General features: G+C 59.7%; 15 protein-coding genes. 6 read left to right on the forward strand and 9 right to left on the reverse strand.

Annotated elements, in window-relative coordinates; translation table 11 throughout:
- Window positions 1–90 precede the first annotated feature (90 nt).
- Window positions 91–1077: an agmatinase gene (speB, locus tag Q1A52_RS19200; RefSeq protein WP_300019098.1), complete on the reverse strand. Its 987-nt coding sequence runs from the start codon at window positions 1075–1077 to the stop codon at window positions 91–93.
- Window positions 1078–1239: 162 nt separating this feature from the next.
- Between speB and guaB the strand changes: the two genes are divergently transcribed.
- Window positions 1240–2688 carry an IMP dehydrogenase gene (gene guaB, locus Q1A52_RS19205; protein WP_300019100.1) on the forward strand — a complete coding sequence of 483 codons (1449 nt, stop codon included), beginning with the start codon at window positions 1240–1242 and terminating at the stop codon, window positions 2686–2688.
- Window positions 2689–2922: 234 nt separating this feature from the next.
- Here the strand turns inward: guaB and argE are convergent, their stop codons facing one another.
- The 5 genes from argE to Q1A52_RS19230 all read right to left on the reverse strand — a co-directional run bounded on the left by argE (window position 2923) and on the right by Q1A52_RS19230 (window position 8653).
- Window positions 2923–4089 (reverse strand): acetylornithine deacetylase, encoded by a 1167-nt coding sequence (argE, locus tag Q1A52_RS19210; RefSeq protein ID WP_300019102.1) that lies wholly within the window; start codon window positions 4087–4089, stop codon window positions 2923–2925.
- 4 nt (window positions 4090–4093) lie between these two features.
- Window positions 4094–5272, reverse strand: a complete 1179-nt coding sequence (locus Q1A52_RS19215; protein WP_300019104.1) for a M24 family metallopeptidase — start codon at window positions 5270–5272, stop codon at window positions 4094–4096.
- Window positions 5273–5304: 32 nt separating this feature from the next.
- Window positions 5305–6678 (reverse strand): aspartate aminotransferase family protein, encoded by a 1374-nt coding sequence (locus Q1A52_RS19220; RefSeq protein WP_300019106.1) that lies wholly within the window; start codon window positions 6676–6678, stop codon window positions 5305–5307.
- A 438-nt stretch (window positions 6679–7116) separates the two neighbouring features.
- A complete protein-coding gene (locus tag Q1A52_RS19225; protein WP_300019108.1) occupies window positions 7117–8286 on the reverse strand; it encodes an RsmB/NOP family class I SAM-dependent RNA methyltransferase in 1170 nt (389 codons plus the stop codon).
- 19 nt (window positions 8287–8305) lie between these two features.
- Window positions 8306–8653, reverse strand: coding sequence for a hypothetical protein (locus Q1A52_RS19230; RefSeq protein WP_300019110.1), 348 nt, complete (start codon window positions 8651–8653; stop codon window positions 8306–8308).
- A 256-nt stretch (window positions 8654–8909) separates the two neighbouring features.
- On the opposite strand from Q1A52_RS19230, the gene Q1A52_RS19235 reads away from it, so the two are divergent.
- The 5 genes from Q1A52_RS19235 (at window position 8910) to Q1A52_RS19255 (ending at window position 17124) form a co-directional block, all read left to right on the forward strand.
- Window positions 8910–11243, forward strand: coding sequence for an ATP-binding protein (locus tag Q1A52_RS19235; RefSeq protein WP_300019112.1), 2334 nt, complete (start codon window positions 8910–8912; stop codon window positions 11241–11243).
- Between the two features lie 335 nt (window positions 11244–11578).
- Entirely contained in the window at window positions 11579–12658 is a 1080-nt protein-coding gene (recA, locus tag Q1A52_RS19240; protein WP_300019114.1) for a recombinase RecA, read from the forward strand.
- Window positions 12659–12822: 164 nt separating this feature from the next.
- Window positions 12823–15510, forward strand: coding sequence for an alanine--tRNA ligase (gene alaS / locus Q1A52_RS19245; protein WP_300019116.1), 2688 nt, complete (start codon window positions 12823–12825; stop codon window positions 15508–15510).
- A gap of 4 nt (window positions 15511–15514) precedes the next feature.
- On the forward strand, window positions 15515–15805 hold the full coding sequence (locus Q1A52_RS19250; RefSeq protein ID WP_300019118.1) for a DUF1330 domain-containing protein: 291 nt from the start codon (window positions 15515–15517) through the stop codon (window positions 15803–15805).
- 293 nt (window positions 15806–16098) lie between these two features.
- Window positions 16099–17124, forward strand: coding sequence for a hypothetical protein (locus tag Q1A52_RS19255; RefSeq protein WP_299783337.1), 1026 nt, complete (start codon window positions 16099–16101; stop codon window positions 17122–17124).
- A 213-nt stretch (window positions 17125–17337) separates the two neighbouring features.
- Here the strand turns inward: Q1A52_RS19255 and typA are convergent, their stop codons facing one another.
- The 3 genes from typA to Q1A52_RS19270 all read right to left on the reverse strand — a co-directional run bounded on the left by typA (window position 17338) and on the right by Q1A52_RS19270 (window position 20058).
- Window positions 17338–19155: a translational GTPase TypA gene (gene typA, locus Q1A52_RS19260; RefSeq protein ID WP_300019120.1), complete on the reverse strand. Its 1818-nt coding sequence runs from the start codon at window positions 19153–19155 to the stop codon at window positions 17338–17340.
- 98 nt (window positions 19156–19253) lie between these two features.
- Complete coding sequence (locus tag Q1A52_RS19265; RefSeq protein ID WP_300019122.1) at window positions 19254–19589, reverse strand: multidrug efflux SMR transporter; 336 nt, start codon at window positions 19587–19589, stop codon at window positions 19254–19256.
- A gap of 13 nt (window positions 19590–19602) precedes the next feature.
- The gene (locus Q1A52_RS19270; protein WP_300019124.1) at window positions 19603–20058 is read right to left on the reverse strand and encodes an Lrp/AsnC family transcriptional regulator; all 456 of its coding nucleotides are present in this window, start codon (window positions 20056–20058) and stop codon (window positions 19603–19605) included.
- Window positions 20059–20099: the final 41 nt, after the last annotated feature.

Below are 20099 nucleotides of genomic sequence, written 5' to 3' on the forward strand. Positions count from 1 at the left end.
AGCGCCGGTCCGCGTCACATAATGCGCCTGCCGCGGCATTGCGCGTCTGAAATTGTCATATTCATTATGAAATCCAGTTGATGGCGTGTGCTACCCCGCCAGTTCGGGGGTGGAGGCACGGGCGTGGAAGATGAAGCCCAGAAGGTTCAGCAGAACCTGCGCGGCAAGAATGGAGGTGCTGCCGGTGGGGTCATAATCAGGCGCCACTTCGACCAGATCGATCCCGACAATCCGGTGCTGCTGCGCCACCTGCTGCAGCAGTTCCAGCACCTCGTAGTAGAGAAACCCGCCGTGGCTGGGCGTACCGGTGCCGGGCGCGATGGACGGGCAGAAGGCATCGATATCGAGGGTGATGTAGACGTCGGCACCCGTTGGCAGAGTGTTTGCCACCCCTTGGGTGCCCATCTGACGGGCTTGCCGGACCGAGATGATCTGCGACCCCATGGCCCGCGCCTGCGTATAGCCTTCGCGGGCGGTGGAGCTGACATTGCGGATACCCACTTGTGTCAACCCGCTGACATAGGTCTGTTCTGCCGCGCGGCGCATCGGGTTGCCATGGCCGTGCCGCACCCCGTGACGTTCATCCACGAAATCCAGATGCGCGTCGATCTGCAGGATGTGAAAGGCACCGCTCTTGTAATCTGCGCCATCAAAGGCGCGGATGCAGGGAATATTCACCGAATGATCGCCGCCGATCACGACGGGCAGAGCGCCCGCCCGCAGGATCGCCCGGACGCCCGCTTCGATATTGGCATGGCTCTGATCGGTGTCGGTGTGCACAATGTCGGCGTCGCCAATGTCCACGATGCGCACATCTGCGGGCAGATAGGTTGCATCGTCCTCGTGGTCGTAGGCCCCGGCATGGCCGAAGCTGAAAAGCGTGGAGGCTTCGCGCACCCCGCGCGGCCCGAACCGCGCGCCGGATCGCCATTGCGTGCCCGCATCAAACGGCGCGCCCAGAACCGCAACTTCGGCATCAATCGCCTGCCAGTCAGACACATAGGGCCGTTTGCCAAACGTCGAGATGCCCACAAAAGGTAGATCCAGCCTGCCTTCCTCATATCCGTGTCTCGCCATGGCATTTGTTTCCTTTAAGTGACGCCTGCGCCAGTTTCGCCCCAGATGAAGACGCAGGCAATGGCCGATACGCCAGATTTGGTGGTTTTCCCTCTTTCCATTTTCCCCGCTCCGTGAAATAGGAAACTGCCAAATGAGACACTCCGCGCGCGAGGTATGCTAATGGAGATTCGTGAGGCCCTGACCTTTGATGATGTGCTGCTGGTGCCGGGAGCATCCTCGGTTCTGCCCTCGACCGCAGACACGCGCACCCGCGTGACACGCGCCATTTCGATGAACATCCCGCTGCTCAGTTCCGCGATGGATACGGTGACCGAAGGGCGCATGGCCATCGCCATGGCGCAGGCAGGCGGCATCGGCGTGGTGCACCGCAACCTCGACATCGAGGAACAGGCCCGCGAGGTGCGCCGCGTGAAGCGGTTCGAGAGCGGGATCGTCTACAACCCGATCACGCTGCGCGCCAATCAGACCCTGGCCGATGCCAAGGCGCTGCAGGACCGCTACCGCGTCACCGGCTTTCCGGTGGTGGATGAAAAGGGCCGGGTGGTTGGCATCGTGACCAACCGCGACATGCGTTTTGCCAGCGATGACAAGACGCCGGTTTCGGTGATGATGAGCTCCGACAACCTCGCCATTCTGCATGAACCGGCTGACCGAGAAGAGGCCATCAGCCTGATGAAGGCCCGGCGCATCGAAAAGCTGCTGATCACCGATGGGGAGGGCAAGCTGACGGGCCTCTTGACACTGAAGGACACCGAACAGGCGGTGCTGAACCCTACGGCCTGCAAGGACGGGCTGGGCCGTCTTCGGGTGGCGGCGGCAACCACGGTGGGGGATGCAGGCTTTGAACGCTCCGAGGCCTTGGTGGACGCAGGCGCCGATATGATCGTGATCGACACGGCACATGGGCACTCCGAGGGGGTGGCGGCGGCTGTGCGTCGCGCCAAGGCGCTCAGCAACGAGGTGCAGATCGTGGCGGGCAACGTGGCCACGGGCGAGGCCACACGCGCGCTGATCGACGCGGGTGCGGACGCGGTCAAAGTGGGCATCGGGCCCGGCTCTATCTGCACCACGCGCATGGTGGCGGGTGTGGGCGTGCCGCAGCTGACCGCGATTATGGATTGCGCCACGGCCGCCGGCGACATCCCGGTGATCGCCGATGGCGGCATCAAGTTTTCCGGCGATTTCGCCAAGGCGATTGCGGCAGGCGCGTCCTGTGCCATGGTCGGCAGCATGATCGCCGGAACAGACGAGTCCCCGGGCGAAGTGATCCTCTACCAGGGGCGCAGCTTCAAGAGCTATCGCGGCATGGGCTCTTTGGGTGCCATGGCCAGCGGCTCTGCGGACCGGTACTTCCAGAAAGATGCTGCGAGCGACAAGCTGGTGCCTGAAGGCATCGAAGGGCAGGTGGCCTACAAGGGCAGCGCCGGGGCCGTTCTGCATCAACTTGTGGGCGGGTTGCGCGCGGCAATGGGCTACACCGGCTGTGCCACCGTCGATGAGATGCGGACCAATTGTTCCTTTGTGAAGATCACCGGTGCAGGGCTCAAGGAAAGCCATGTGCATGACGTTCAGATTACCCGCGAAAGCCCGAACTATCGGGTCGGATGACGGCAGATGTCTTTGTCAACGCATTGGTCTGATGCTTAGGAGGCACCGGTGATCCCCGGCACGGTTGTGACGTCTGCGATCCGCGTTCCTGACAATCGACCGCTTGGAACCCGGCGACGCAGGCGCTGCCCCAGCGCGCTTGCCAAAGCCGATTTGTTGGATCAGCAGCCACAGCGTCTGCCGGACTACGCCGCCAATCGGTCAGTGGATTATCGCCAGCTACAGCACCTCGGGTCAGCCAAGAGCAGGTGCCGCGCACTTGTCAGCAAGGCGCTCAAGAAGTTTGAGGCATTGCGCCAGTTGATCCCGTTCCAGGTATTCATCAGCTTTGTGTGCCTGCTCAATGGAACCGGGGCCGCAGACGACCACGTCCATTCCGAGATTTTGGAATATGCCCGCTTCGGTCCCGAAGGACACAAGGTCTGCGCCGTTTGCACCCGTCAGCTCTGACACGATTTGACGGGCCTCGTTGTGGTCAACCGGCACAAGCCCATCAACCTCGCCGATGATCTCGGTCGTGATATCGGCGTTGGGGTGTATTTTCTGCATCTCGGGTAGCAGCACCTCCCGGCAATACCTCTTCAAATCCTCTTTCACGAAGATGGCATCCGAAACCTGAACGGGACGCATCTCCCAATCCACCTGCGCTTTTGGGGCGATCACGTTATGAACGGTTCCGCCATTCAGCGCACCTACATTGATTGTCGTCCACGGCGGTTCAAAACGACTTCGCGGAGGGGCCTTGGATCTCAGTTCGTTTTTAAGGTCCAGCAACCGCGCAACATAACGCACCGCGTATTCCACGGCATTGACGCCCTGATCCGGGATCGACCCATGACCTTCAAGGCCCTGAAAACGGGTGGTATATTCATAGCACCCCTTGTGACCTTCGATAATCCGCATCTCGGTCGGCTCGCCAATGATGGCGGCGCTTGGTCTTAAGGCGCGTTGTTTCAGTTCCTTCGCCAAATGACCCGCCCCAATGCATCCGGTTTCTTCGTCGTAGGTGAAGGCGAAATGCAGCGGTCTGTGCCGAATCTTTTCGGCGAAGACTGGTGCCATTGCGATGGTCGCCGCGATGAATCCCTTCATGTCGCAGGTGCCGCGCCCAAAGAGCCGACCGTCTCGTTCAACCATCTTGAAAGGGTCCGTGGACCAAGCCTGATCGGTGACAGGCACGACGTCGCTGTGGCCGGACAAGACAATGCCACAATCGATCTCGGGGCCGAGGGTAGCAAACAGGTTCGCCTTGCTCCCAACAGGGTCGGACAGGACATCCACCTTGGCACCGGCGGCCTCCAGCCGGTCGGCGAGATAGGCGATCATCTCGAGGTTGCTGTCAGAGGAAACCGTCGGGAAGGCGATCAGATCAGAGAGGATCCGGATGGTTCGGTCAAGCAAGGGATCACCCTTTCACAAAAAGTCTGCGATCAACATCGCAGAGCGTTTCCGCCGGACCGCCGTCGCGGATCAGGATCGTCTCCGTGGTCTCGAGGCCCCAGCTGTCCATCCACAAGGCGGGCATGAAGTGAAAGACCATACCAGGCTCCAGAATGGTGGAATCCTCTGATCGGATCGAGGCCGTGCGCTCGCCCCAATCGGGCGGGTAGCTGAGGCCAATCGGGTAGCCCATGCGGCCGTCCCGTGCGATACCGTATTTGGCCATAACCTCCATGAAGGCGTTCGCGATGTCACAGATGTGGTTGCCGGGTCGGGCGGCGTTCAAGCCGGCCTCGATCCCTTCGATTTGCGCTGCCTCTGCCCGGATCATTTCATCGGGTGGCGCGCCCAGGTAGACCGTCCGGCACAGCGGCGCGTGATAGCGGCGATAGCAGCCCGACAACTCGAAAAAGGTGGCCTCGCCCTCTTTCATTGCGGCCCCGTTCCAGGTCAAATGCGCAGCCGTCGCGTCAAGGCCCGAGGGCGTCAGGGGTACGATGGCGGGGTAGTCCCCCCAGTCATCTCCCACGCCGGTTATTCCCGCGTGCATGATGTCGGCCACCAGATCATTTTTACGCACCCCCGGCGCGGCGCGCTCGATCGCGGTCTCGATCACTTTCTCGGAGATGCGTGCGGCCTTGCGGATGAAGCCGATCTCTTCTTCCGATTTTACCAACCGTTGCCAATTCACCAATGCGGTCGCGTCGACGAGTGTGGCCTCGGGCAATTCAGCCCCGAACACCTGATGCGCCCTGGCCGAATAATAATAGTTCTCCATCTCTACCCCGATCCGGGCACGGTCCAGCCTCCGGGCCTTCAGATGCCCGGCGAGATCCTGCATTGGATGAACCACCGTCGACTGCACATAGTGATCCCCGTAGCCCAGAATGTTGTCGTGGTTCATCCAGCAGGTGCGGCGGCCACCCATCATATCCATGTATCGGCCCCACCAGATGGGTTCACCTTCCATGGTGACGATCACGCCCTGATGCACGTAAAAGGACCACCCGTCATAGCCGGTAAGCCACGCCTGGTTGGAGGGGTCGGTCACAAATAGCACGTCAAGGTTGGCCGAAGCCATGGCCGCGCGGGTCTTCGTCAACCGCCGGTCGTATTCGATCTTGCTGAAGGGTGGGTTTGACATGAGGAAAGACCTCCTTTCGGTCGCAATGGGAGTCATCCCAAGACGGTTGTGACGGCGCGTTTTGTTGATGCAACCACGATGTCTGCCTCTTCCTTGCTGAGGCAGAACGGCGGCGCAAATCCGAGGATGTCGCCCTGCGGCATGGCGCGCGCGATGACGCTGTCCTGTTCCAGCATCCTGGCCGCAACCTGTGGCCCGATCTTGTCAGAGCCGTCGAAGAACGTCCGGCTGTCTTTATCGCTCACAAGCTCAACCGCACAAAGCATGCCCTCGCCACGCACATCTCCGACATTGGGGTGATCTGCCAGCGCGTCGCGCATCGCCGCGTTCAAGTATGCTCCGACGCTGCTTGCGCTTTCAATCAACCCAAGCGCATCAATGAGCTGCAGGTTCGCGACACCTGCCGCGGCCCCAATGGGATGCGCAGAATAGGTCCAGCCGTGGCCAATCGGGCCATTTTCATCTGTTCCCCGTTCCAGCACGGACCACATCTTGTCCGACACGATGGAGCCTGACAGGGGCGCATAAGCGGATGTGAGACCTTTGGCGATGGTGATGATGTCCGGGCGCATTCCGTAGTGTTCAGAACCAAACATCGTGCCGAGCCTGCCAAACCCGGTGACAACCTCATCCGCAATCAGAAGGATGTCATGCTTGTCCAAGACCGCCTGGACCGCAGCCCAGTATCCCTCTGGCGGCGTGACAATCCCACCGGTGCCCAGAACCGGCTCACCGATGAAAGCAGCAATTGTGTCTGCCCCTTCGCGATCGATCAGCGATTCCAGATCCGCGACGCAATCGGCGACGAACCCGGCCTCTGTCTGGTTCTGGTCCTCGCGCCGGAAGTAGTAGGGTGCCGTCGTGTGGACCACCGGTGCCAAGGGCAAGTCGAATTTCCGGTGAAAAAGGTCCAGCCCCGTCAGCGAACCCGTCATCAGCCCCGACCCGTGATATCCGCGCCAGCGGGAGATGATCTTCTTTTTCTCGGGCCGTCCCAGAATGTTATTGTAGTACCAGATCAGCTTGATGTTTGTCTCGTTTGCATCCGAGCCGGAGAGCCCGAAGTAAACTTTGGACATGTTGTCGGGCGCGCGGTCCAGGACCATTCTGGCCAGTGTGATCGACGCCTCGGTCCCATGGCCAACGTAGGCGTGATAATATGCCAGTTCCTTTGCCTGTTCAGCGATAGCTTCGGCAATTTCGGGGCGCCCATATCCGACGTTGACGCAGTATAGCCCTGCAAACGCATCCAACATGCGATTGCCATCCCGATCCTCGATATGGCAGCCTGATGCGCCGGTGATCACACGATGAGGCAGAGTCCCGCGGGCGAATTCCGCCAGGTGGGTGGATGGATGAAAAAAACTCTCGCGGTCCCATTTTTCCAGTTGGTCGTTATGTAGCACGGTTTACCTCCAGGCTGTGGCGGCACACCGCCGGTTGTCACATGAATGGAGTCAAGGCACGCTTGGGCCAATCCAGGCCTCAATTCGGGCGGGAAGACTCCGCTCACCCAAGACAGCAGCGCGCAATGCCTTTATTGCCAAGGTACGATCACACTATGAGCCCGGAAGCGGGTGCAAAAGCAACTGTATTTTGCAACGGCGACCCTTATCAACCGGCCAGTGTAAGGTGTGACCTTCGCGGACCTGTTCGCCCATTTGACCATTTGCCAAGGATGTCAAAAACGCCCGGTAAACGCAGAAGTTCTGTCCAGAACGTTCCACGGCGCTACGGGACCTCCTGTTTAGCCCGAAGCTATATCAGACGCGTTTATCATGTTGATGAACAAGCCTTATCCACCAGGTGATGCTTTGATGAATGATCCGCGTCACCCGACGTTTTCACTGCCTGCGAAGGACAGAACAATAGAAACCGTCGCCGCCTGCCAGCGGCGTAAAGTGTCGTTCGACAGTGACCGAGAATGCTGTGTTTCGATTCAAAAACTCTTTTACTTGCAGTTCGTTCTCGCACTCCAGCAAAGAGCAGGTCGCATAGACAAGGTGGCCTTGCGGCCTGACCAATCCGGCAGCCTGATCAAGGATTTCTCTTTGCAAATCCACGACACGATCAAGCTTGTCTTTGGTCAGCAACCATTTGCCTTGTGGATCACGGCGCCAGGACCCGCTGCCCGAACAAGGTGCATCGACCAGAACGGTGTCAAATTGTGGGCCCTGCTTGGCTTCCTCGAACGACACTTGCGTAATGTACGCTTCGGCGCGGGAAGCCCTGACCGGCAAATCCCTCATTCTGCGCGGATCTACATCATGCGCAAAGAATTTGCCGGCAACGCGTCCGGCCACTGCCAAGACCTTGCCACCGGCACCGGCGCAAAAATCAAGCAGTCTTTCACCCTGTTGAAGTGGGACCAAATCGGCCACTGCCTGGGATGACGCATCCTGTAACTCGACGTCTCCGTTCTGGTAGGACGTCGAGTTTCTGATCTTCCGTGCTCCTTCTAGAACCTGCACGGCCGATGGAGACAACGAGTGGGCCTCGCCAATGATCCCCTGGTCGACAAGTGAGGTGATGGCCGTCTCGCGGCTCAGCTTCGCAAGGTTTACCCGTAGATGAACCGGGGCCCTGTTTCTCATAGCTTGCGCAATCGCCTGCGTTCGGTCCCCATGAGAGCGTAAGAGATCCGACCACAGCCAATCGGGAAAATCGACAGCTTCGTCATTGTGGACCTGAACAGAACGACCGGATATCCGCTCGGCGTCGGTCAATTCGGACGGTGCATATTTATGTGCGCCAAAGATGCTTTCAGGATCTTGCCCGTTCGAGCGAATGTAACCGAGCAAAAGGGCCCGTCCCGTTTCATCACCGCCAAGGGATGCAAGGCTTTGCTTTCTCCTCAAAACATCGAACACAATGTCTCTAATAGCCGCTCTGTCCTTGGATCCCGCGTACCGGTTCCTTCGTCCCCAATCTGTCAGGGCACGGTCCGCGAGTGCGCCGGCCTGGATAACATCCATCAAGTCAATGGCCGCGCTTATGCGTGCTGCCGGTGTCATAAAACATGTCCTACTACCATCAGTTCTTCGCCTTAAGACCACCGTCGACATTGTGATTTAGACTGCCAATCTCAAGCCCGGCCTCAAGCTTTGTCAATTCACTGCAAAGCTTCTCGCGATCTAGCAGCCAGGCCCGGACTTCTGAAGAGATTATCCGGGGTTCATCTTCCTGAACTGACATCCCTTCGCGCCTTTTCTTCTCGTCGTGCAATTTTGGATCGATACGGATCGTGACGCACCGCCGACCCATCGCGGATACAGCTTTGCCTTTCCGTGTGAGATGCGGACCAGGAGAGGTCGGATTTTTGTCCGCACGATTTCTGTCCTGGCAAGGATCAGCCCCGTACTGTTGATCAGCGAACTGCATGAAACTCTCTGGTTGCCGATCGGGGACTCTGGCGCTGCCACATGCGTTTGTGCAGGGCGAAAACGAATACTGACGAGCTGTTTTCCTTGTATGCCACAGGGACTTGTGCCGCAGATTTCAAGGCTATTTCGACGTCGCGCAACACTGGCATGGATTCTTCACAGCACACTTGACGCGCGTCAAACTGTGGGCATACTCAACCTTTGCGAGCATTGCCTGTCGTGGTTAAGTTAAGATTAAGACATCAGGCGTGTAAATGCAGATGCGATTCGAATCTTCTTGGAGCCTGACTTTGCCGCGCAGCGCGTTGACCCCTTCCAAAACTACGGAATTTGCACTGAACGCGCAAAAGCGCTTGGGAACCTTGGTGTTGCTGGCTGTCCTGCTGGGCGTTCTGGCGCTGGCGTCTCCGGATCTGCTGATCCGGCGCACGCTCTTTGCCGCCTGCCTGTCCCTCCTTGCTCTAAGCTGTATCCTGATGTCGATTGCACAGCGGTACAACAAACGACGCACGGCCATGATCGCCACGCTGTCCGAGTTTATCGCCAACGACTCCTCACCAAGTTTTTTGGCTGACAAAAATGGAGAAATCCTTTCCTCCAACCTCACCGCGCGTAAGCGGTTCGAGAATGACGTTGATGACACGCTGAGCGGGATGTTGAAAAACACCCTGGCCAATCCCAGCGGTATCGTTTTCCGCCTGCAGTCACGCGCCGATCACGAGGGCTCCGCCCGCGAGGATCTGGTCACACGGCGCGGGCATCTTCGACTGGCGGTGCATCAGGCCGGGGCGGAGACCTATCTGTGGCGCCTGGAGGACGTGCCGACGGCAGCACAGGCGGCGGATGGGCCCACCCTGCCTATGATCCTTGTCGGGCGCACCAATGCGGTGCTTTACATGAATGAACAGGCCCGGAAAATAGCAGGTGGACGCGTCAAGACGCTGGACCGTCTGTTCAAGCACTTACCGGTTATTCCGGGGACGGTCTGTGATGTTTCCGGGGCAGAAGGACTCACCCGCGCGCTGGTCAGTGAAGTCGACGCCGGGGCAGGGCGACGCGCGCTTTATCTCCTGCCGCCGGGCGCCGAAACCATGGCCAAGGATGGCTGGAACGTTTTTCAGGATCTGCCTGTTCCCCTGTTGAAAATCAGTCAGGAAGGCGACGTGCAGGCCTACAACCGTCTGGCGGCAAGTCTCATTGGTGTGGCGTTGAAGGACAGGGTTCACCTCTCCGAACTGATGGAGGGGTTGGGTCGCTCGATCACCGATTGGCTGGGCGAAACCCTGGCTGGGCGGGCGCCGCAGCAATCTGAATTCCTGCGTCTGAAACGCACGGACAAGGAAGTTTTTGTGCAGGTCACCCTGAACCGGGTGACGGAAGAAGGTGTGCCCGCCCTGATTGCTGTGCTGAACGACGCAACCGAGCTCAAGTCTCTTGAGGCGCAGTTCGTGCAGAGCCAGAAGATGCAGGCCATTGGTCAGCTCGCCGGCGGCGTGGCGCATGATTTCAACAACCTGCTGACGGCGATTTCGGGCCACTGTGACCTGCTTCTGCTGCGGCATGACCAGGGTGACCCGGATTTCAGCGATCTGGTGCAGATCAACCAGAACGCCAACCGCGCCGCGGCGCTGGTCGGCCAGCTGCTGGCGTTCTCGCGCAAACAGACATTGCGCCCCGAGACGTTGGACATGCGCGATACGCTCTCCGATCTGACGCATCTGCTGAACCGGCTGGTGGGTGAGAAGATCACCCTGACGCTCAGCCATGACCCGGTGCTGGAGCCGATCCGCGCGGACAAACGCCAGCTGGAACAGGTTCTGATGAACCTTGTTGTGAACGCACGCGATGCGATGCCGCAAGGGGGCCAGATCCGGATCGTGACCGAATGCACTGATCTGGCCGAGCCGCTAGAACGGGATCGCGTGCGTGTCCCGCCGGGACGTTACGTGACCGTGCAGGTTTCAGATGATGGGGTCGGCATTCCATCGGACAAGCTGCAAAAGGTGTTTGAACCCTTCTTCACCACCAAGCGAACGGGCGAGGGCACCGGGCTTGGTCTCTCGACCGCCTACGGCATTATCAAACAGACCGGCGGCTATATCTTTGTCGATAGCACGGTGGGCACAGGCACCTGTTTCACCCTCTATTTCCCGGTGCTCGAAGCCTCCGAAGTCGCGGCACCGGTGGCGCGGGAAGAGAAACCGAAACCGGCGGCAAAACACGGCGATGGCGTGATCCTGCTGGTCGAGGATGAGGCACCAGTACGGGCCTTCGCAAGCCGTGCCCTGCGTCTGCGTGGATACACGGTGCTGGAGGCAGATTCCGCTGAGGCCGCGCTGAAAACGCTGGAAGATGCGTCCCTCAACGTGGATGTCTTTGTCACCGATGTGGTCATGCCCGGCATGGACGGCCCAAGCTGGGTCCGCGAAGCCTTGAAAGACCGGCCGGGGGTGCGTGTGGTCTTTGTCTCCGGCTATGCGGAAGACAGTTTTGGCGAGACACAGATCAAGATTCCGAACTCCGTGTTCCTGCCGAAACCATTCTCTCTGAACGATCTGACTGACACGGTGCACCAGCAGCTGCACTGACAGCAAACTGCTGGATGGTTTGCTGACTGCAAAACGGGCGCCCATCCTGATAGTTATCGATCATCCTGCCCGCCCTTCCAGACGGCGGCGCAACCGCTCTAAGATGGTTTAAGCCTTTAACAAAAAATAGTTTTCCGCGCGCAGCCATACCCGTCGCGAAGAAGTTGGGCTGCTTAAACCTCTCCTTAACCAGATTCGACAAAAGATAGTTTATTGAAATTTTGATTGAAATGTTCTCTTTTTGATCTCATAAGGAACGTAATGAGAACATTCCGATCAGGCGCGCCGGCAATCATTGCCGAGTTTCGCGAAGTATGACACTAAGAGGAAACGCAATGGCAACGGCAGATTTATTGAGCATGGATAGTAAGAAATCGGCAGACAAGCAGAAGGCGCTGGATTCCGCGTTGGCGCAGATCGAACGCCAGTTCGGCAAGGGCTCGATCATGAAACTGGGCCAGGAAGGGGCTGTGCAGGACATCAAGTCCAGCTCCACCGGCTCGTTGGGGCTGGACATCGCGCTTGGCATTGGCGGTCTGCCGATGGGCCGTATCGTCGAAATCTACGGGCCGGAAAGCTCGGGCAAAACCACGCTCACCCTGCATTGCGTTGCAGAGCAGCAAAAGGCGGGGGGCGTCTGTGCCTTTGTGGATGCGGAACACGCGCTGGACCCGAGCTATGCCAAGAAACTCGGCGTCGATCTCGATGAGCTGCTGATCAGCCAGCCCGATACCGGCGAGCAGGCGCTCGAGATCACCGATACGCTGGTCCGCTCCGGCGCGGTGAACATGGTCATCGTCGATTCCGTGGCCGCGCTGACCCCGAAGTCCGAGCTTGAGGGCGACATGGGCGACAGTTCGGTCGGCGTGCAGGCGCGTCTGATGAGCCAGGCGATGCGCAAGCTGACCGGGTCGATCAGCCGTTCCAACTGCATGGTCATCTTCATCAACCAGATCCGGATGAAAATCGGCGTGATGTTCGGCTCGCCTGAAACCACCACGGGCGGCAACGCCCTGAAATTCTACTCCTCGGTGCGCCTTGATATCCGCCGCATCGGCGCGCTCAAGGACCGGGACGAAGTGGTCGGCAACCACACCCGCGTGAAAGTGGTCAAGAACAAGGTCGCGGCCCCCTTCAAGCAGGTCGAATTCGACATCATGTACGGCGAAGGCATATCCAAGATGGGCGAACTGCTCGATCTCGGCGTGGCGGCTGGCGTCGTGGACAAATCCGGCTCCTGGTTCAGCTATGGCGACGAGCGGATCGGGCAGGGGCGTGAAAATGCCAAGAGCTTCCTGCGCGAAAACGTGCAGATGGCGCTGGAGATTGAGGACAAGATCCGCGCGGCGCACGGGCTTGATTTCGACATGCCCGCGCATGAACGCAAGGAAGATGACGACATTCTGGAAGCCTGACCTGACCAGACGCGACGGTCCGACAACCGGCGCGACCGTCTCAGAGCATTCTCAAACGGGGCGTATCATCACGGTACGCCCCGTTTTCGTCCGCAATCGCCCGTGGACAGCTGTCAGCGGGCGGGCTATTTGACGCAGACCGGTAACACGCTCAAAGGCTCGCCATGCAAACGCTGAACGATATCCGCTCTACCTTCCTGTCCTATTTCGACAAGCAGGGTCACGCGGTTGTACCGTCGAGCCCGCTGGTGCCGCGCAACGACCCCACGCTGATGTTCGCGAACTCCGGTATGGTGCAGTTCAAGAACCTCTTTACCGGGGTGGAGACGCGTGACTACAAACGCGCCACAACCGCACAGAAATGCGTGCGCGCGGGCGGCAAACACAACGATCTCGACAACGTCGGCTATACCGCGCGCCACCATACCTTCTTTGAAATGCTAGGTAATTTCAGCTTCGGCGACTATTTCAAGGCGGACGCCATCAGGTTCGCCTGGGAGTTGATCACCCGGGATCTCGGGATCGACAAGAACCGGCTCTACGTCACCGTCTACCACACCGATGACGAAGCGGCAGAGATCTGGAAGAAGATCGGCGTCCCGCAAGACCGCATCATCCGCATCGCAACCAATGACAATTTCTGGATGATGGGGCCGACGGGCCCTTGTGGCCCCTGCACGGAGATTTTCTACGACCATGGGGATCATATCTGGGGGGGGCCTCCGGGCAGCCCCGAAGAGGATGGCGACCGGTTCGTGGAAATCTGGAACCTGGTTTTCATGCAATACGAGCAATTCGAGGACGGCACGCGACGGGATCTGACCGCGCAATCCATCGACACCGGCATGGGGATCGAGCGCGTTGCCGCTCTGCTGCAGGGCACCAACGACAATTACGCCACGGATCTCATGCGCAACCTCATCGAGGCCTCGGCCGATGCCACCAGCACCGACCCCGACGGCCCCGGCAAGACCCATCACCGGGTGATTGCCGACCATTTGCGCTCCACCTCTTTCCTCATGGCCGATGGCGTGATGCCGAGCAATGACGGGCGGGGATACGTGCTGCGCCGGATCATGCGTCGCGCCATGCGGCATGCGCATCTGCTGGGCGCAAAAGATCCGCTGATGCACCAGCTGGTGCCCGCGCTCGTCCGTCAGATGGGGGCCGCATACCCCGAGCTTGGTCAGGCGCAGAGCATGATCGAACAGACCCTGCTGCAGGAGGAAACGCGGTTCCGTCAGACATTGGATCGCGGCCTTAAGCTGTTGGATGATGAACTGGCAGGGCTTGCCGAGGGCGCGGAGCTGCCGGGTGCTGCGGCGTTCAAGCTTTATGACACCTACGGATTTCCGCTGGATTTGACGCAGGACGCCCTGCGTGAAAAGGGCCGAGCGGTGGATACCGATGGGTTCGATGCGGCGATGGCAGAGCAAAAAGCCAAGGCCCGCGCGGCCTGGGCCGGTTCCGGCGAAGCGGCGGATGCGACCATCTGGTTCGATCTGGCTGATAAACACGGGGCCACGGATTTCCTCGGCTATGACACCGAGATCGCCGAAGGCGTGATCCTGGCGATTGTCGAGGACGGCAAGGAGATCGATGCGCTGACGACCGACAGCCCGGCCTGGGTCATTTTCAACCAGACACCGTTTTATGCAGAGTCCGGCGGGCAGGTTGCGGATCACGGGTATGTTCGCGTCTTGGAGGGCACGCATGAAGCCTCCGAGACCCGGTTTATGGGGCAGGTCAGCGATGTGCAAAAGCGCGGTGACGGGCTCTTTGCCCATTATGTCTCGGCGGAGGCGGGCACTTTGAAAGCCGGGGACCCCATTCAGCTAGAGGTCATGCACACCCGCCGCACATCCATTCGGGCCAACCACTCCGCCACGCATCTCTTGCACGAAGCGCTGCGCGAGGCGCTGGGAGACCACGTCGCCCAACGCGGCTCACTCAATGCCGAGGACCGGTTGCGGTTTGATTTCAGCCACACTCAGGCCCTGTCGCAAGAGGAGTTGGACCGTGTCGAGACCGACGTGAACCGCTATATCCGCCAGAACGCTCCGGTCGACACGCGGATCATGACGCCCGATGACGCGCGTGCCCTTGGCGCGCAGGCGCTCTTTGGCGAGAAATACGGCGATGAGGTGCGGGTGGTGTCCATGGGGCGCAAAGACGGCTCCGGCAAGGGCACCGATGGCGACACCTATTCGCTGGAGCTTTGCGGCGGCACCCATGTACGCCAGACCGGCGACATCGGCGCCTTCGTGACCCTGAGCGACAGCGCCAGCAGTGCCGGTGTCCGCCGGATCGAAGCGCTGACCGGGGCGGCGGCCATGAGCTACCTGCGGACGCAGGATCACCGGCTGGCCGAGGTTGCCCTTGATCTCAAGGCGCAGCCTGCCGATGTGCCCGACCGGGTGCGCGGCCTGCTGGAAGAGCGGCGCAGCCTTGCCAATGAGGTTGCCCAATTGCGGCGGGAATTGGCGATGTCCGGCGGCAGCGGCACAGCCGCGCCCGAAGCGCGGGACATCGCTGGTATTTCCTTCATCGCGCAGGTTCTGTCAGGCGTAACGGGCAAGGATCTGCCCGCGCTGGTCGATCAATTCAAGGAAAAGATCGGGAGCGGCGCGGTCTTGCTGATTGCCGATACCGGTGACAAAGCTGCCGTGGCCGCCGGGGTGACCCAGGATCTGACCGGCAAACTCTCCGCCGTGGACATCGTAAAGTCGGTTGTGGTCGAATTGGGCGGCAAAGGCGGCGGCGGACGCCCAGACATGGCCCAGGGCGGCGCGCGCGACGTGGCCAATGCCGATGCGGCGATTGCAGCGGCGGAACAGGTTTTGAAAGGATAGATCAATGGGAGCACTCTGGATCGCCCATGTCACCGTCACCGACGATGAGGCATATGGCAAATACGCAGCCCTTGCGACCGAGGCGATTGCCGCTCACGGCGGTCACTTCATCGCGCGTGGCGGTCGCTTTGTTCAGCTTGAGGGGCAGGCGCGTCCGCGCAACGTGGTGGCGAGGTTTCCGTCCGTCGAGGCGGCAGAAACTTGTTACAATTCCCCGGAGTATCAACGGGCGCTGAGCCACGCACGCGATGCGTCCGAGCGTGAACTGATGGTCATCGAAACCTCCGAAGACTAGACTTCTCGCCTGCGCACACCGAATCGTCCCCCGCGGTGAAGCGCCCATTTTTTGGGCGGTTTCTTGCCGATAGGCTTCGGATTGGGACGCAGTTCCACGCGCAATAATCTGACTTGTAAGTCTTTTTTAAAGTCACAAAATTACCCTGAAAACCCGTCTGGACAGAAGCCCGGCGCCCCTGCATTCTTTGTATGCGGGAATTTTCCGGCATTTTTTCAAAATCTATTTTCGACTGCGACCGGAATTTTCTTTCCGCATTTTTCGCAAAAATACTTTATTGGAAGGACTTTAAAATGGCTGACAAGAGCAAAGGCAGCGGCGGCGACGGCGGCCGCCAACCCGAAATGGACGCCACCGAGGGCAACATGTCCACCCCCATGATCGCGATGCAGACCACCGACGATGGATCGGATGAGCTTTGGACCGCGGCAGAAATGGAAGACGCCACGCCCTGCGACATCATCGAGATTGATGACGACGATCTGGCAGAGGATGAGGCCCCTGCTGAAACGCAGGACGCGGGTGGTGGCACTGTCGTCGAAGGCGGCGCACCGGATGACGATGCCGAGGCCGCCGAGGAAGACACCCAGGCCACCTCGGGCGGATACAACTATCCCGGACCCTTCACGCGGTATGAAGTTTTCACCCCCTACACCCAGTATCCCTATCGGGCCATGGGCAAATTGTTCTTCAAGCGGGGCGGGCGCAATTTCGTCTGCTCTGCCTCCTCGGTTGGCAACAACGCGATCTACTCCGCCGGGCACTGCCTGCATGCGGGCAACAATTCCTCCAGCGGGTGGGCCACCAATGTGGTCTTTGTACCGGCCTATCGCGACGGGCAGGCGCCCTACGGCCAATGGCAGGCCAAGCAGCTTTTCGTGCGGACGTCGTGGTACAAACACGGCATCTCAAAGGGCCTCGCGCAGGATATGGGGGCCGCTGTTCTGCATAAGAGGAACGGCAAGAAGATCAGCCAGGTCGTCGGCTGGCTTGGCTTTGCGTGGAACTGGTCAAAGTATCAGCATTGGTGCCAGTACGGCTATCCGGCTGCATCCCCCTTCAACGGGCGCCGCCTGATCGCCAACCATTCCTCCTTTGCCTATCATGGCAGTGTCGGTGCGAACCCGAAACCAATCGGCGTCGGCAGCGATCTGACGGGTGGTTCCTCTGGCGGGCCTTGGGTGCTGAAGTTCGGCACGTCGAACTATCTCAACGGCGTGAACAGCTATCGCCGCAGCTCGAAACCGCAGGAAATGTACTCACCCTACTTCAACAACAACGCCAAATCGTTGTTTGATACGGTGCGCAACATTAACTGATCTGCATGACCTTTTCTGCCCCGGCGCGTTGGGCCGGGGCAGGTTCGCGTAGGAAGGACGTCAGATATGCACAGCTCTGAAAGCAACAAAGGCTCGCCACACCAGCCGAAACAGAAGCCCTGGACCCAAAAAGAGATGGAGGAGGCAGAACCGCTCCCGATGCCTTCACCGGAAGATGAGGGCGACGGGAAGAAACCAAAGAAAAAGTAACGCTTAGCTGGCTCTGGCCATGCGTTTGCGTTCATGCGGATCCAGATAGCGTTTACGCAAACGGATCGCATTCGGCGTGACCTCGACCAATTCGTCATCGTCGATATAGGCGATGGCTTCCTCCAGCGACAGCGTGATCGGCGTGGTCAGCCGCACCGCCTCATCGGTGCCGGAGGCCCGCACGTTCGTCAGCTTCTTACCCTTGAGCGGGTTCACTTCGAGATCGTTCTCGCGGCTATGCTCACCGATGATCATGCCCGTATAGACATCCGCCTGAGCGCCGATCATCATCCTGCCACGCTCTTCCAGGTTCCAGAGCGCATAAGCCACCGAAGAGCCGTTTTCCATCGAGATCAGCACACCGGCACGCCGTCCGGGGATTGGGCCCTTATGCGGTGCCCAGCCGTGAAAGACCCGGTTCAACACACCGGTGCCGCGCGTGTCCGTCAGAAACTCGCCGTGATAGCCGATCAGCCCGCGCGACGGCACATGCGCCACGATCCGGGTCTTGCCCGCACCTGCCGGTTTCATCTCCACCAGCTCGCCCCGGCGCGCGCCGGTGATTTTTTCAATCACAGCGCCGGAGTATTCATCGTCCACGTCGATGGTGGCTTCTTCGATGGGCTCGTGACGCTGGCCGTCGATGTCCTGAAACAGAACCTGCGGGCGGGAAATGCTGAGCTCGAACCCTTCGCGGCGCATGTTTTCGATAAGCACGCCCATCTGCAATTCACCACGGCCTGCGACCTCGAAAGCCTCGCCGCCGGGGGTATCGCTGATCTTGATCGCGACGTTGGATTCCGCCTCTTTCATCAGGCGTTCGCGGATCACACGGGACTGCACCTTCTTGCCATCACGACCGGCAAGCGGGCTGTCGTTGATGCCGAAGGTGACCGTGATGGTGGGCGGATCAATGGGCTGCGCGGGCAAGGCCTCCGTTACCTGCGGGGCAACGATACTGTCGGCCACGGTGGCCTTGGACATGCCGGCAAGGCTGACGATATCACCCGCTTCGGCCAGGTCGATCGGCTGTTGCGTCAGGCCCCGGAAAGCGAGGATTTTGGTGACGCGGAAATTTTCCACCTGATCCCCGTCCCGTGACAGCGCCTTGACCGTCTCACCAGCCTTGAGCGTGCCGGATTCGACACGGCCCGTCAGGATACGGCCAATGAAAGGATCCGCGCCAAGGGTGGTTGCCAGCATCCGGAAAGGTGCCTCGCGTTGTTCCACCTGCGTCGGGCCAGGGACGTGATCCACCACCAGATCGAAGAGGGCGGAGAGATCCTCGCGCGGGCCATCCAGTTCCATATCCGCCCAACCGTTCCGACCGGAGGCATACATCGCCGGGAAATCCAGTTGGTTGTCGTCCGCGCCAAGGTTGGCAAAAAGATCGAAACACTCATCCAGCGACCGATCCGGCTCCGCGTCCGGCTTGTCGACCTTGTTCAACACCACGATGGGACGCAGCCCCAGTGCCAGCGCCTTGGAGGTCACGAATTTGGTCTGCGGCATCGGCCCTTCGGCAGCATCCACAAGCAGCACTACGCCGTCCACCATGGACAGGATACGCTCGACCTCGCCCCCGAAATCCGCGTGTCCGGGCGTGTCGACAATGTTGATCCGCGTGCCTTTCCATTCGACAGACGTGGCCTTGGCCAGGATGGTGATCCCGCGCTCCCGCTCCAAATCATTGCTGTCCATCGCGCGTTCTGTCGTGGCCTGATTTTCGCGATAGGTGCCGGATTGCTTGAGCAGTTCGTCCACCAGCGTCGTCTTGCCGTGGTCAACGTGAGCGATGATTGCGATGTTGCGCAGGTCCATGAAGAGAGCCTTTGAAATGGGAAAGACACGCCTGAGCGTGCAGGTTGGGGCGCGCATACCCCGCTGCGGCGCAGAATGCTAGGGGAAATCGCCGCTGGTTAATGCGACGTGGTTGCCGAAAAGAGATGGATCACGACGATACCGCCGATGATCATCGCCAGCCCCAGCACGGCAGGCCCGTCGAGCCTTTGACCGAAGATCACAAAGCCGATGGAGGCGATACAGACAATGCCGAGCCCGGACCAGATGGCGTAGACAACGCCCACGGGTATGAACCGCAGGGTCAGCGCCAAAAGGTAGAACGAGATGCCATAGGCCACCACCAAAAGCACCGACGGCCAGAACCGGCTGAACTGGGCGGAGGCCTGCAGCGCCGTTGTTCCGATGGTTTCCATCACAACTGCAGCGATCAGATAGAGGTAGTGTGGCGGCATGTGAAAACCCTTGCTAGAGAGGCAGTTGCGAGGTGTCTTTGATCTGCTCCATCACGAAGCTGGCAGAGACATCCGACAGCGGCACGCGTTTGATGAGCGCTTGATACAGCCTGTCGTAATCCGGCATATCCGCCACCCGTGCCCGGATCAAATAGTCGAGGTCCCCCGACATTCTGTAGACGCCGAGGATTTCCGGCATGGCGCGGGTCGCTTTGCGAAAGGCTTCCAGCCAGTCGGGCGCATGGGCGTTCGTGCGGATCATGATGAAAACCATCAGCCCAAGGCCAACTTTGTCGGGATCAAGTACGGTGACGCGTTTGGCGATCACACCGGATTTTTCCAGCGCCTTGATGCGCCGCCAGCAGGCGTTTCGGCTGAGATGCACAGCCTCGCCCAGGGCATCAAGTGGCATGCTGGCATCCTGCTGCAGATGGGAGAGGATTCGGCGGTCTGTTTCATCGATTGTCATTATGATTGGACCTTATGGTGGAAAAAATCCCGCAGTCAATC

This window comes from uncultured Roseobacter sp., from assembly GCF_947488185.1.
Classification (GTDB): Bacteria; Pseudomonadota; Alphaproteobacteria; order Rhodobacterales; family Rhodobacteraceae; genus Roseobacter.